Consider the following 14,855-nt stretch of genomic DNA (forward strand, 5'->3'; position numbering starts at 1 on the left):
TAATTATCAAACCGCCGCCCGGTTCCGATGATGACGGTCGCGCAACAACCGCATGGACCGCATCTACGCCCAGCCTTCGAGCACCTGATCGGGCGGGCGGTGCCCATCGGCCCAGACGCGGATGTTGGCGATGACGCGATGCCCCATAGCCTCGCGCCCCTCGAAGGTCGCCGATCCGAGATGTGGCAGCAACACCACGTTGGACAAGGCGAGCAGCCGCGAGTCGACGGCGGGTTCATGCGCATAGACGTCGAGCCCGGCGCCGGCGATCCGCCCCGCTTCGAGCGCATTGATCAGTGCGGGCTCGTCGATCAGCTCGCCGCGCGCGGTATTGATGACATAGACGTGAGGCGAAAGCAGCGCGAGCCGCCGCGCATCGAGCAGATGTTCGGTCTTGTCGGTATGCGGCGCATGCAGCGTGAGGATATCGACGCTGCGCAGCATCGTATCGAGTTCGGGGTGCCATTGCGCATCGGTCATCTGCTCGACCGACGCGGGCAGGCGATGGCGGTTGTGATAATGGATCGTCAGGCCGAAGGCGCGCGCACGCATCGCCACGGCCTGGCCGATGCGGCCCATGCCGACGATGCCCAGCGCCTTGCCGCCGATCCGGTGTCCCAGCATCGCGCAGGGGCTCCAGCCCGTCCATTGGCCCGATCGCATCAGCTTCTCGCCTTCGGCCAACCGGCGCGGCACCGACAGGATCAGCGCCATCGTCATGTCGGCGGTATCCTCGGTCAGCACGCCGGGCGTGTTGGTGACGACGATGCCGCGCGTACGCGCAGCCTTGAGGTCGATATGGTCGAAACCGGTGCCATAGCTCGCGATGAGGCGCAGGCGGCCGCCGGCGCCCGCGATCAGCGCGGCATCGATCCGGTCGGTCACGGTGGGGACGAGGACGTCGGTGTTGGCCATCGCGTCGTCCAGCGCCGCATGGTCCATCGGACGATCGTCCTGATGCGCCACGACGTCGAACAGGTCAGACATGCGCGCGAGCACGCGATCGGGCAGGCGCCGCGTGACGACCACCTTGGGGCGAAGCAGGCGCGATCCTTCAACCATCGCCATGTCATGTGGCGACCCGCCCCGCCAGTCAACGCCGCGCAGCCTTGTCGGCCACGCGAGCAGCGCGCTAGAGAGTCGCGCGTAACAGGGAGAGTTGGATGCGCGTGCGAGGATGGACGGCGGGACTGCTGATGCTCGCGCTCGCGGCCGGCGTCGCCGAGGCGCAGACGCGCAAGCCGCCCTATTACGCCTCGATCGCCGCCAGCGAGGCGCGGATGCGCACCGGGCCGGGACGCAATTTTCCCGTGAACTGGGTGTATGTGCGTGCCGATCTGCCGATCCGCGTGATCGACATCTATCAGGACTGGCGCAAGGTCGAGAGTTCGGACGGCACGCAGGGCTGGATGCAGGTGGGGCTGCTGAGCGATCGGCGAACCGCGATCGTGCAGGACGATGTGGTCGCGTTGCGCGAGGCCGCGCGGCCGGGCGCACGCGTGTCGTGGCGCGCGGCACCCGGCGTGGTCGGGCGGATCAGCCGCTGCGCGCGCGGCTGGTGCTATCTCGACGTCAAGGGCCGGGGCGGGTTCGTCGAGCAGGCGCGGCTGTGGGGCGTCGGGCCGACCGAAGACGTCGACTGACGCACTGCGTCAATATTTGTCGCGCCGCGGTTTGTGCTGGCGCTTGCTGGGTAGCGAATCGGCCATCACTGCGCCGCGCTGTCCGATCGGCCGCTCGCGACCCGTCGTGGTGTCGACCCCGGTCTGGCGCTCGGCCTCGGCGTTGATTTCGGCGCCGATCAGCACGGCATAGCTCGACACGAACAGCCACATCAGCAGCACCACCACCGCACCGAGCGCGCCATAGGTGGCGTTGTAGTTGGCAAAATTGGCGACATAGATGCCGAAGCCCAAAGTCGCGCCGAGCCACAGCAGCGTGGCGGCGACCGATCCGATCGAGAGCCATTGCCAGCGCGCGCGCGCGCGATCGGGGCCGTAGCGATAGACGAAGGCGAAGGCGGTGCTGGCGATCAGCGTAGCGATCAGCCACGTCACGATCTGGATGAGCAGCACGCCGCTCGAACCCAGATAGTCGCTGAGGAAGCGCAGATAGCCGAGCGCGCCCGCCGAGACGAGGCCGACCAGAGCAGCCAGCACTGCGCCCAGCGTGAGGAACGCCGAGAGCAGCGTCGTCTGGATGATGTTGCGGCCTTCCTCCTCCTCGTAGATCACGTTGAGCGCCTGGATGATCGCCGACGATGCACGCATCGCTCCGTAGACCGAGAGCGTGAGCGCGATCACGAGGCTGAGGCCGGCGGTTTCGGCGGCAGTGGTGACGACGGCGATGAGCTGGTCGGACACCAGCCGGGCGGCATCGGGTGGCAGCAGTTCGAAGATGGTATCCATGTGGCGTACCACCGCCGCCGGATCGGCGAACACGCCGTAGCTCATCACGATCGCGCCGAGCAGCGGCACGAACGAGAGGAAGGCGTAGAACGCGACGCCCGCCGCCATCAGCGTGAGGTTGTGATAGCCCATCATCACCCAGACGCGCGCGAGGATCGCCTTCCAGGCGCGCCACGGATGTTCCCACGGACGGCGCGAGGCTCCGCCGGGCACATTCTCCGGTGCGGTCCTTACTTCCGTGTCGCTCATGCGCTTTCCTGTCTCCGTCGCTGGCGCATGTCTGCACCCCCATCGTCGAACGAACGTCGCATCGCGCGCGAAAGATGCATCGAAACGACACAACGCGGCGTTTTGATGCTGACTTAAAAGCAAATTCAGTCTGATAGGGAGCCAATATCGCCCTGCCGCGTTGGGAGGGCTTCGAAAGGGGCGGAGCATGCCGAGGGGCATGTCCGAGCGGGGACCGGGTGCGAGAAGCAACACACAGCTATCTATGGTTGCTGGCGAGCGTGTCGCTCTCGCCAGCGATTGCTGCTGCGCAGAGCAATGCGAGCGCGTCGGCGCCGGTGCAGTCCACCTCCAGCGAGCCTGCGCCGTCCCCGCAAGCCATCGTGCCCGATGCCGAGTTCGAGCAGGCGCTGCCCTCGCTGTCCGACGACCCAAACGCACCGCTCGAGCCGATCGAGGATTTCGAAACACCGGCCGCGCCGCCGCCGGTAACGAACACCCGTCCCGACGTGCCGGCACCCCAGATCACCGATCCTGCCGCCATACCGCCACAGCCGCTGCCCGATGAGGCTACGCTCGCCGAGCCGCTGCCGCCACTTGCCACGTTCGACATCAATCCCCCGGTCGAAACCGCCGAAGGGCCCGATCCGCGAACCGTCGAGATCCGGTACACCGTGGCGGTCACAGGTCTCGAGGAGCTCGAGCTCAACGGCCAGTTCGAAGAGCTTTCGGCGCTCGAGGAGGGTGACGGCAAGGCGGCCAACGCCGCGATGGTCGCCGCGCGGGCGCGCGAGGACGAGCAGCTTGCGGTGCGGCTCATGCGCTCGCTCGGCTATTACGACGCGGCGGCGGTGTCGACGATCGAGCAGAATCCGGCCAATTCGGGCAATCTGGTGGTGCGCATGAACTCGACGCCGGGCGAGCGCTATTCGCTGGCATCGGTGACGATCAACGGCGGCCCGACGGTGCCGCCCGAATTGCTGACGCGCGAATTGCCGCTCAAGGTGGGCGACTCGATCGAGGCGGTGCGCGTACAGGGTGCCGAGGCCAATCTGGCGCTCAAATTGCCGCAGCAGGGCTATCCCTTTGCCGAGATCGGCCAGCGCGACATTCTGCTCGACGAGCGTGACTTCACTGGCGACTATACGCTGCCCGTCACGGTCGGTCCGCGCGCGTCGTTCGCGACGATCAGTACCGAGGGCGATCTTGCCTTCGATCGCGACCATGTCGAGTTGCTCGCGCGCTTCGAGCCCGGCGAGCTTTACGACGTGCGGATGGTCGACGACCTGCGCGATGCGCTGATCGCGACCAACCTGTTCTCGACCGTATCGGTCGAGCCGCAGCGCACCGGCCGAGCCGGCCCCGACGGCACCGAGCAGGTCGACCTGCTGGTGCGCCAGAATGCCGGCCCGCCGCGCACGCTTGCCGCCGAAGCCGGCTACGGCACGGGGCAGGGTATCCGCGTCGAGGGTACGTGGACCCATCGTAACCTGTTTCCGCCCGAGGGCGCGCTGATCGGCAACGTCATTGCCGGCACGCAGGAGCAAGGCGCGGGGCTGACCTTCCGCCGCTCGAATGCCGGGCGGCGCGATCGCACCTTCCAGTTGCAGGCGCTCGCCAACCGATCGAACTACGATGCGTTCGAGGCGTTCACCGGCACGCTTGCCGCGCGCATCAGCTATGATTCGACGCCGATCTGGCAGAAGCGCTTCACCTATTATTATGGCGTCGAGCTGATCGGCACCAACGAGGACGTGTTCGATTTTGACCTCAACGAACGCGTGCGGCGCACCTACGGCATCGCCGCGCTGCCGCTGTTCGCGGGCTTCGATACGTCGGACGATCTGCTCAATCCCACGCGCGGCTTCCGCCTCAAGCTCAATCTCAGCCCCGAAGGCTCGATCCAGGGCGCGTCGCGTTTCTATGCGCGCACGATGGTCGAGGCGACGGGCTATTTCCCGGTCAGCGACAGTCTGGTGATCGCCGGCCGTGCGCGCGCCGGCGGTATTTTCGGTATCGACCGCGACGATCTGGCGCCTTCGCGCCGCTATTATGCCGGCGGCGGCGGATCGGTGCGCGGCTTCGGCTTCCAGGAACTCGGCCCGCGCACGATCGAGGCCAATCCCGATTTCGATCCCGAGGACGAAGACAGCTCGCCCACCATCTTCCGCCCGGTGGGCGGTCGCAGCCTCAACGAGTTCGCGATCGAGGCCCGCTATCGTTTCGGCAATTTCGGCATCGTGCCGTTTCTTGATGCCGGCCAGGTCTATGATTCGTCGCTGCCCAAGGGATCGGACCTCAGGTTCGGCGCGGGCATCGGCGGGCGCTTCTACACCAATTTCGGTCCGATGCGCGTCGACGTGGCCACGCCGATCAACCGGCAGGAGGGCGAATCGCTGATCGCGCTCTACATCTCGATCGGGCAGGCGTTCTGATGACCGATACCGCACGCCCCGACGATACCGCGCCCGAGACGGTGGTGATCGAGCGACGCCCGCTGTGGCAACGTATCGTCAAATGGATCGGCATCGTCATCGCTGCGCTCGCGATCATCGTGATGCTGATCGTGTTCGGGCTCAACACCTCACCGGGGCGGCGCTTCCTCGCCGACCAGATCGGCGGGTTCACGACCGCGTCGGGCCTAAACGTCAGCGTCGGGCGCATCGACGGATCGCTCTACGGCGCGATGGTGCTGCGCAATGTCGCGGTGCGCGATCCGAAGGGCGTGTTCCTCACCTCGCCCGAGCTCGCGGTGGACTGGCGCCCCTTCGCCTTCGCGAACAACCATGTCGATGTGCGCACGCTCACCAGCCCGCTGGTGCGGCTCGATCGGCTGCCCGAGCTCAACGAGGTGCCGAGCGACCCCGATGCGCCGCTGCTTCCCGACATCGACATCGACGTCAACCGGCTCGAGATTGCGCGGATCGAACTGGGCGAGGCCGTGACCGGCCAGCGCCACATCGCGCGCGTGGCCGGCGGAGTGCATATCGCCGATCGGCGCGCGCAGCTGACGGCGAACGCCGCGACGATCGCCGCGCCGGGCGTGGCAGGCGGCGACCGCATGACGCTCGCGCTCGATGCGGTGCCCGACGACGATCGCTTCGACCTCGACCTCAAGCTCAATGCACCGGCGCAGGGCCTGGTAGGCACGATGGCGGGCCTGCAGGCGCCGCTGTTCGTCACGATCGATGGCGACGGGACATGGGCGCGCTGGCAGGGCCGGCTGGCCGGAACGCTAGGCGGCGCGCAACTCGCCAATATCGGCGTCGATGCGCGCGACGGCTTCTTCCGTGTGCGCGGAGCCGCGCGACCGGGCGTGTATCTCGAAGGCCCGGTCGAGCGGCTGACCGCGCCGCAGCTCGATATCGCGCTCGACGCGCGGCTGCTCGAGAACCGCCGGCTCGAGCAGCAATTGCGCGTGCGATCGGATGCGCTGTCGGTTGCCAGCCAGGGGCTGATCGATCTCGGCAACAGCCGCTTCTCGAACGTCCGCGTCGAGGCGCTGCTGCTGACGCCGGGGGCAATCCTCGACAATCTCAACGGTCGCTCGGTGCGCGCGGCAGTGGCGCTCGAAGGTCCGTTCGCGACGCCGACGGTCGATTACAAGGTGCAGGCCGCGGCGATCGGCTTCGGCGAAACGATCGTCGAGCAACTCTATGCCGAAGGCCGCGCGACCGTCGATGCCGACCGCATCCTCGTACCCGTCAATGCACGCGCCGCGCGGATCGCGGGGCTGAACGCGGCGGTGGGCGGCCTCGTCACCAATGTCGCGATCAATGGCGACATCGCCTATTCGGGCACGCAGGTGCTGTCAGACAATCTGCGCATCCGTTCGGACCGCATCGACGCGACCGCGATCATCGTCGCGGATCTCGAATCGGGCCGCTACACCGGCGCGCTCAACGGCCGCGTCAACGAATATGAAGTTGCCTCGATCGGCATCATCGATCTGCAGACCAATGCCGATCTGGTCGCCACTGCCGATGGCTATGGCATTCGCGGGCGCGTGGTGGCGCAGACGCGGCGGCTGTTCAACGAGGGCATCGCCAATTTCCTCGGTGGCAACGCGACGACGGCGTTGAATGTCGCGCTTTCGCCCGAAGGCATCGTGACGTTCGACAATCTGCGGCTCAACGCGCCGCAGTTCCGCATCACCAATGGTTCGGGGCGCTATGACTTCGCCGGACCGCTGCTCGTCAACGCCGATGCCTATTCGACGCAATATGGTCCCATCACGGCGCGCGTATCGGGCAGCGTCGCGGCGCCAGTGGTGCTGGTGCGCGCACCGCGCCCCGGTGTCGGCGTCGGGCTTGTCGATCTCGTCGCCAACATCCGCGGGCAGGGCGACGCCTATGCGATCAACGCGACGGGCGGCACCGATTACGGACCGTTCGATGCCAATGTAGTGCTGCGCACGGCACCGCGGCTCACCGCCGATATCCGCGATACGGTGTTCGCCGGCGTCACCTTCAACGGCCGCGTCGCCGCGACCGATGCAGGGCCGTTCACTGGCGCGCTCAATTTCGCCGGATCGGGCATCGCAGGCGATGCGCGGCTCGGCGCCGCTGGGCGCTTCCAGCGCGTCGATGTCGATGCGCGCGCGGCCAATGCGCGTATCCCGGGTGACCTCGGCATCACCATCGGTCGCGCGCTGATCGACGCGTCGGTCGTGCTGTACGACGATGCTCCCGCCGCGGTATTCGATGCGCAGGTCGCCAATTTCCGCCAGGGCGAGTTCGTCATCACCGAGGCGCGCGCGCGTGGCGACTATCGCGGCGGATCGGGTACGGTGCAGGCGCTCGCGACGGGCTCGTCGGGCGTGCCGTTCCGGGTTGCCGCCAATGCGCGCCTCAGCCCGCAGCAATGGCTGGTGGCACTCGACGGCGAGGGCAACGGCATCGGTTTCCGCACCGCAAGCCCCGCGCGAATCCTGCCGGCGAATGGTAGCTATCGCCTGTTGGCCACGCGCATCGATTTCGACCAGGGGACCGCGCGCATCGCCGGCAGCTATGGCGACGGCTATGCGGTGCAGGGGCGGCTCGACAAGCTCGACCTCCAGATCGCCAACGCCTTCGTGCCTGGGCTCGGCCTGAGCGGCAGCGCGACGGGCAGCTTCGACGTGCGTCAGCCCGCAGGCGCGGCGAGCCCCACGGGCAGCACGCGCTTCCGCATCGCCAATTTCCAGCGCACCAGCCTGTCGACGGTATCCGATCCGGTCGACATCCAGGCGGTGGGGTCGCTGGGCTCGGGCAACAGCAATCTGCGCGCTATCGTCCAGCGGCGCGGCGCCACGATCGGCCGCATCAACGCAGGCATCGGTGCGGGCAGCGCGCTGACCGGCGGCATCCGCTACAACGGGCCTGCCTCGGTATTGTGGTCGTTGAGCGGAATTGCCGACCAGCAGCTCGAAGGGCCGATCGGCATCGCCGCCGACTTCTCGGGCACCACGGGCGCGCCGCGCGTCGCGGGCGTCGTGCGCGCGAACGATCTCGTCTACGAGAACGAGACCTTCGGCACACGGCTTTCGAACATGCGCATCAACGGCCGCTTCTCGAACGACCGGTTCGAGCTGACCGAGCTGCGCGCGACTGCGGGCGAGGGTACGGTTACGGCGCAGGGTTATGTCGGGCTGGCCGCCAATAGCGGCTTCCCCATCGACGTGCGCGCGCAACTCACCAACGCCAGTCTTGCGCGCAGCGACATGCTGGGTGCGACGGCCAATGGTAACATCCGCGTCACCAACGGCCCAGATGGCGGGCTGATCCAGGGCGACATCGTGATCCCCGAGGCGCGCTACCAGTTCATCCGCCAGGGATCGGCCGAAGTGCCCGAACTCACCGGCGTGCGCCGCCGTACCGACGCGCTCGAATCGCCCGCGAGCGAGCAGCGCGCGGCCGCCGGACCGCCGGGGCTGTTCCGCCTCGCGATCAACGTGCGCGCCGACAATCGGCTGTTCGTATCGGGCATGGGCCTCGAATCCGAATGGGAAGCCGATCTGCGCATCACCGGCACGTCGGCGGCGCCGCGCATTGCCGGCACGATCGAATCGATCCGCGGCACCTATTCGTTCGCGGGCAAGCGCTTCGAGCTCGATCGCGGGATCATCAGCTATGAGGGCAACGACCTCACCAACCCCAACATCAACCTGTCGGCGAGCACGACGGCCGAGGGGGTGACGGCGATCATCAACGCGACGGGCACCGCACAGCGCCCCAACATCACCTTCACCTCGACGCCGGCTTTGGCGCAGGACGAGGTCCTCGCGCGATTGCTCTTCGGCCGCTCGGTGACCAATCTGTCGGCGACCGAGGCGATCCAGCTCGCTTCGGCACTCAATTCGCTGCGCGGATCGGGCGGCGGGCTCAATCCGCTTGGCGAGTTGCGTCAGGCGGCGGGGATCGACCGGCTGCGCATCCTCGGCGCCGACGAGGCGAGCGGACGCGGCACCGCGCTGGCGGCCGGCCAGTATCTCACTGACGACATCTATATCGAGATCATCACCGATGCGCGCGGCTTCACCGCGACCCAGCTCGAGGTGGCGCTCAGCCGCGCATTGAGCGTGCTCTCGCAGACAGGGTCGTTCGGCGGGTCGAGCGTCAACTTCCGCTATTCGCGCGATTATTGAGGGCGGCTGGGACTTCCGTTGCGAAACGAAATCGAATAATCGGTACGGCCTGAGAGGGTCGCCGATGCAGACGCAGGATTTCGACGTGATCGTGGTGGGTGCCGGGCTTTCGGGCATCGGCGCCGCGTGGCATCTCCAGTCGCAACACCCGCAGCTCCGCTATGCGGTGCTCGAAGGCCGGGCGCGCAAGGGCGGCACCTGGGACCTGTTCCGCTATCCCGGCATCCGCTCGGATTCGGACATGTTCACGCTCGGCTACGGCTTCCGGCCTTGGACCGAGCAGAAAGCGATCGCCGATGGTCCCTCGATCCTCAACTATGTCGAGGAAACCGCGCGCGAGGCTGGGATCGACGCGCATATCCGCTACAATCATCGCGTCGTCGCCGCCGACTGGTCGAGCGATGACGCACGCTGGACGTTGACCGTCGAGGTGGGCGAGGATCGCGAGCGCCAGCTCTGGCGCTGCGGCTTCGTGCATATGTGCACGGGCTATTATCGCTACGACCGCGGCTATACGCCCGACTTCGCCGGCACCGACGACTTTGTCGGCACGCTGGTGCATCCGCAATTCTGGCCCGAGAACCTCGACTATGCCGGCAAGCGCGTGGTGGTGATCGGCAGCGGGGCCACGGCGGTCACGCTGGTGCCCGAAATGGCGAAGCAGGCGGCGCATGTGACGATGCTGCAGCGATCGCCCACCTACGTCGTCTCGCGCCCCGCCGAGGATCGCATCGCCAACGCGCTGCGCCGCGTGCTGCCGGCGGCTGCCGCCTATGGTCTCATCCGCTGGCGCAACGTGCTGTTGCAGCAATTCTTCTACAAGCGGATGCGCGCCAATCCCGCCAGCGCCAAGAAGCGCCTGCTCGGCTGGGTGCGCGACCATCTGGGCCCCGACTACGACATCGATACGCATTTCACGCCGCGCTACGATCCGTGGGATCAGCGGCTGTGTCTGGTGCCCGATGCCGATCTGTTCGCCGCGATCAGCGCCGGCCGCGCCGAGGTGGTGACCGACCATGTCGAGAGGCTGATGCCCGAGGGTATCCGGCTCGCGTCGGGCCGGGTGCTCGAGGCCGACATCATCGTCACCGCCACGGGCCTTGAATTGCAGCTCATGAGCGATATGCCCGTCACCGTCGACGGCGCGCGCGTCGATTTCAGCCGCACGCTCAACTACAAAGGCATGATGTTCAGCGACGTGCCGAACCTTGCCTACACCTTCGGCTATACCAACGCCTCGTGGACGCTGAAGGCCGACCTTACCAGCGCCTATGTCTGCCGCCTGCTCGGCGAGATGCGCGCGCGCGGCGTCCGCATCGCGACGCCGCGGCCCGGACCCGGCGACGTGGCCGACGAGCCGTTCCTCGATTTCAGCTCGGGCTATGTCCAGCGCGCGATGGAACGCTTCCCCAAGCAGGGCGCCCGCGCACCGTGGAAGCTCCACCAGAGCTATGCGCGCGATCTGCTGGCATTGCGCTTCGGCCGCATCGATGATGCGATGGAGTTCTCGAACCCGCCGGACGCCGCTCAGGCCGCCTGATCTTCGTTTTTCGCCGCACTGCGGAACCGCAACGGCAGCGAAACATTGGCCGTGCGGGAGGCCGTTTTGCACGATATGATTTCCGCGCCCGCTGGTGATGCGCCGCCGACCGGGCTGCTCGATGGCGCCAGCCTGTTTCTCGATTTTGACGGTACCTTGGTCGAGCTCGAGGATCGTCCCGATCTGGTGCGTGCCGATGCCGAGCTGATCGAGCTGGTCCATGCCGTGCAGGCGCGGCTCGATGGACGCCTGGCGATCGTCACGGGGCGGTCAAGCGCGCATATCGCCGAGTTGTTCGGCGATCCGGGGTTCGCGATCGGCGGCAGCCACGGCGTCGAGTTCCGCTGGCCCGATGGCCGCGTCGCGGCGCCCGAAGTGCCGGCAACGCTTGACGAGGCGGTAGCCGCGCTGCGGGCATTCGCATCGTCGCGCGAAAATGTGCTGGTCGAAACCAAGCTCTTCGGTGCGGGCCTGCATTATCGCATGGCGCCGCAGCATGAGGCCGCCGCGCTCGAGATCGCCGAGCAACTCGCAGCCGATCACGGGCTGCATCTCCAGCCGGGCAAGATGATGATCGAACTGCGCGCCGCCGCCGGCGACAAGGGCACCGCGATACGCCACCTCATGCAGACAGAGCCCTTTGCCGGGACGAAGCCGATCTTCATGGGCGACGACGTGACCGACGAGGACGGCTTTCGCGCGGTAGCGGAGATGGGCGGGGCAGGGGTACTCGTCGGCGCACCGCGTGACACTGCCGCCGGCTGGCACCTGCCCGATGTAGACGCGGTGCGCGCATGGCTTGCGGAGGCGGTGCGATGAAAAGCCCCTCGATGGAATTATGGCCGATCGGCAATTGCCAGGTGTCGGCGCTGATCGACGATCGCGCGCGGATTGTCTGGGGCTGCGTGCCGCGTGTCGATGGCGATCCGACCTTCTCGTCGCTGCTCGACGGTCGCGATCCCGACAATGCCTCGGCCGTGGGGCTGTGGGCGATCGACCTTGAGGATTGCGCGCAGGTCGAGCAGCATTATGTGAAGAACACCCCCATTCTCGTCAGCCGGATGACCGACAGTCATGGTGGCGTGATCGAGGTCACCGATTTCTGCCCGCGCTTCGAGCGGATGGGGCGTACCTATCGCCCGGTCGCGTTCGTGCGGACCGTGCGGCCGGTGGCGGGCAGTCCGCGCATTCGCGTGCGGTTGCGGCCGACGCGAAGCTGGGGCGATCCCAATGTCGAGCGTACCAGCGGATCGAACCATATCCGCTATCTGCTCGAAGGCTTGCAGCTGCGCCTGTCGACCAGCGCGCCCGTGGGGCTGTTGCAGGAGGAGCGCAGCTTCCGCGTCGAGCAGCCGCTGCACTTCTTCCTTGGCCCCGACGAGAGCTTCGCGGGCAATCTAGCAACCGCCGTCGAGGAGATGCTCGGCTATACGCGCCAGCACTGGCAGAACTGGGCGCGCGGGCTGGCGACCCCGTTCATGTGGCAGGACGTGGTCATCCGTTCGGCGATCACGCTCAAGCTGTGCCAATATGAGGAGACGGGTGCGATCGTTGCGGCGCTGACGACCTCGATCCCCGAACATGCGGGATCGCAGCGCAACTGGGACTATCGCTACTGCTGGATTCGCGATGCCTATTACACCGTGCAGGCGCTCAACCGCGTGGGCGCGCTCGACGTGCTCGAAGGGTATCTCGGCTATCTTCGCAACATCGTCGACGATGCCAAGGGCGGCTATATCCAGCCGCTCTACGGCGTGCTGGGCGAGGCCGAGCTGCACGAGTGGGAAGCGCCGCGGCTGGCGGGCTATCGCGGCATGGGGCCGGTGCGCGTCGGCAATCTCGCCTACGAGCAGGTGCAGCACGATGCCTATGGCCAGATCGTGCTATCGAACGTGCAGGCCTTTTTCGACGAGCGGCTGCTGCGCATGGCAGGCGTCGAGGATTTCGAGGCGCTCGAGCGCGTCGGCGAGCGTGCCTGGGAGCTGTACGACAAGCCCGATGCTGGGCTGTGGGAGCTGCGCACGCGCCAGTCTGTGCACACCTACTCGGCCGCGATGTGCTGGGCCGCCTGCGACCGGCTTGCCAACGCCGCCGAGCGGCTGGGCCTGGGCGAGCGGCAGGCCTATTGGGCCGAGCGCGCGGCGACGATGCGCGCGACGATCGAGACGCGCGCATGGCGGCCCGATACAAATCGCATGTCGGCGACCTTTTCGGGCGATGATCTTGATGCGAGTCTGATCCAGTTGCTCGATCTGCGCTTCCTGTCGCCCGACGATCCGCGATTTCGCGGCACGCTTGCGGCGGTCGAGCAGGGGCTGCGGCGCGGCAGCCACATGCTGCGCTACGATACCGAGGATGACTTCGGCCTGCCCGAAACGGCGTTCAACGTATGCACCTTCTGGCTGATAGAGGCGCTGCATTTCACGGGTCGCGATGCCGATGCACGACAATTGTTCGAAGAGATGCTATCAAGGCGCACCGCCGCCGGGCTTTTGAGCGAAGATATCGATCCGCAGACCGGCGAATTGTGGGGCAATTACCCGCAGACCTACTCGCTTGTCGGCATGATCAATTGCGCCGTTCTGCTGAGCAAACCCTGGAGCGCGATCCGTTGAGCCGCCTCATCATCATTTCCAACCGCGTGTCGGCGCCGACCGATTCGAAATCGGGCGCGCAGGGGGGGCTGGCTGTGGCGCTCTCGGCGGCGCTGCGCGAGTATAAGGGGCTGTGGTTCGGCTGGTCGGGCGAGGTGACCGAAAAGTTCAGTGGCCACATCAATTTCCAACGCAACCACGGCGTCACCACCGCCACGGTCGACCTCGAGGAGCAGGATCTCGAAGAATATTATAACGGCTACGCCAACCGCACGTTGTGGCCACTATTTCATTACCGCATCGACCTCGCCGAATATGAGCGCGATTTCGCCGGCGGCTATCAGCGCGTCAACGATCGCTTCGCCGACACGGTACGGCCGCTGATCGAGGCCGACGATATCGTCTGGATTCAGGACTATCACATGTTCCCACTCGGGAGCGCGCTACGCAAACGCGGCTGCCGCAACCGGATCGGCTTCTTTCTCCACATACCCTGGCCGCCGCGCCGCCTGCTGGCGGTGCTGCCCGAAGCCGCGGAGCTAGTCGGCCATCTGTTCGACTATAATGTCATCGGTTTCCACACCGACGAGTGGCTCGAAAGCTTCTGCGACTATGCCGTCGACGAGCTGGGCGCCGCCCGCGAGGGCGATACGCTCACGCTTGGCGATCGCACGCTCGAGGTGATGGCCAATCCCATCGGCATCGACACGACCGAGTTCGTCGAGGCATCGCGCAGCCCGACGGCACGGCTTGCCTATCGCCGGATGCGCGATTCGGCAGTGGGGCGTGACTTGATCGTCGGGGTGGATCGTCTCGATTATTCGAAGGGGCTCGAGGAGCGCTTCCTTGGCTATGAGCGCTTTCTTCAGGAGCATCCCGAGGAGCGCAAGGAGGTGTTCCTGCTCCAGATCGCGCCGCCCTCGCGTGGCGGGGTGGAGAGCTATCAGAAGATCCGCACCACGCTCGAAGGCCTGTCGGGGCGTATCAACGGCGCCTATGCCGATGTCGACTGGGTGCCCATCCGCTATGTCAACCAAGGCTATCCGCGCGACCAGCTGGCGGGCATCTATCGCGCGGCGCGCATCGGGCTGGTGACGCCGCTTCGCGATGGCATGAATCTCGTGGCGAAGGAATATGTCGCCGCGCAGGATCCCGAAGATCCCGGCGTCCTGATCTTGTCGCGTTTCGCGGGGGCCGCGGCGCAGCTGGGCGAGGGCGCGGTGCTGGTCAATCCGTACAGCGCCGAGGAAATTTCGGACGCCATCGTGGTGGCGCTCAAGATGCCCCGAGACGAACGCATCGCACGCTGGCGCGCGATGATGGCGAATGTCGAGGCGCAGGACGTGCGGTGGTGGCGCAAGCGCTTTACCGACGTGCTGATCGGCAGCGGCGAAGCCGCCGAGACCTTGCCATCGTCACGGGCGGTGGACGCCGGGCGCGACAGCGCATAGATAGCGGCG

The 14,855-nt window shown here is 66.7% G+C and carries 9 protein-coding genes; 7 read left to right on the forward strand and 2 right to left on the reverse strand.

Annotated features, from left to right (window positions below):
- Nucleotides 1–63: 63 nt before the first annotated feature.
- On the reverse strand, nucleotides 64–1,062 hold the full coding sequence (locus FBR43_RS05640) for a 2-hydroxyacid dehydrogenase (RefSeq protein WP_136942240.1): 999 nt from the start codon (nucleotides 1,060–1,062) through the stop codon (nucleotides 64–66).
- Nucleotides 1,063–1,163: 101 nt separating this feature from the next.
- On the opposite strand from FBR43_RS05640, the gene FBR43_RS05645 reads away from it, so the two are divergent.
- Complete coding sequence (locus tag FBR43_RS05645) at nucleotides 1,164–1,643, forward strand: SH3 domain-containing protein (protein ID WP_136942241.1); 480 nt, start codon at nucleotides 1,164–1,166, stop codon at nucleotides 1,641–1,643.
- A 9-nt stretch (nucleotides 1,644–1,652) separates the two neighbouring features.
- On the opposite strand, the gene FBR43_RS05650 is transcribed toward FBR43_RS05645, so the two are convergent.
- Nucleotides 1,653–2,657: a YihY/virulence factor BrkB family protein gene (locus tag FBR43_RS05650; RefSeq protein ID WP_136942242.1), complete on the reverse strand. Its 1,005-nt coding sequence runs from the start codon at nucleotides 2,655–2,657 to the stop codon at nucleotides 1,653–1,655.
- A 251-nt stretch (nucleotides 2,658–2,908) separates the two neighbouring features.
- Here FBR43_RS05650 and FBR43_RS05655 point away from each other — a divergent pair, with 251 nt between their 5' ends.
- The 6 genes from FBR43_RS05655 (at nucleotide 2,909) to FBR43_RS05680 (ending at nucleotide 14,846) form a co-directional block, all read left to right on the forward strand.
- Nucleotides 2,909–5,071, forward strand: a complete 2,163-nt coding sequence (locus FBR43_RS05655; protein WP_394344042.1) for an autotransporter assembly complex protein TamA — start codon at nucleotides 2,909–2,911, stop codon at nucleotides 5,069–5,071.
- On the forward strand, nucleotides 5,071–9,261 hold the full coding sequence (locus tag FBR43_RS05660) for a translocation/assembly module TamB domain-containing protein (RefSeq protein WP_136942243.1): 4,191 nt from the start codon (nucleotides 5,071–5,073) through the stop codon (nucleotides 9,259–9,261). The genes FBR43_RS05655 and FBR43_RS05660 overlap by 1 nt, the downstream gene beginning before the upstream one ends.
- A 64-nt stretch (nucleotides 9,262–9,325) precedes the next feature.
- Entirely contained in the window at nucleotides 9,326–10,801 is a 1,476-nt protein-coding gene (locus FBR43_RS05665) for a flavin-containing monooxygenase (protein ID WP_136942244.1), read from the forward strand.
- Between the two features lie 75 nt (nucleotides 10,802–10,876).
- Nucleotides 10,877–11,620, forward strand: a complete 744-nt coding sequence (otsB, locus tag FBR43_RS05670) for a trehalose-phosphatase (protein WP_136942245.1) — start codon at nucleotides 10,877–10,879, stop codon at nucleotides 11,618–11,620.
- The gene (locus FBR43_RS16425; protein ID WP_249276469.1) at nucleotides 11,617–13,416 is read left to right on the forward strand and encodes a glycoside hydrolase family 15 protein; all 1,800 of its coding nucleotides are present in this window, start codon (nucleotides 11,617–11,619) and stop codon (nucleotides 13,414–13,416) included. The genes otsB and FBR43_RS16425 overlap by 4 nt, the downstream gene beginning before the upstream one ends.
- Nucleotides 13,413–14,846 carry an alpha,alpha-trehalose-phosphate synthase (UDP-forming) gene (locus FBR43_RS05680; RefSeq protein WP_249276470.1) on the forward strand — a complete coding sequence of 478 codons (1,434 nt, stop codon included), beginning with the start codon at nucleotides 13,413–13,415 and terminating at the stop codon, nucleotides 14,844–14,846. The genes FBR43_RS16425 and FBR43_RS05680 overlap by 4 nt, the downstream gene beginning before the upstream one ends.
- Nucleotides 14,847–14,855 lie beyond the last annotated feature (9 nt).

Source organism: Sphingomonas baiyangensis (genome assembly GCF_005144715.1).
GTDB lineage: Bacteria > Pseudomonadota > Alphaproteobacteria > Sphingomonadales > Sphingomonadaceae > Sphingomonas > Sphingomonas baiyangensis.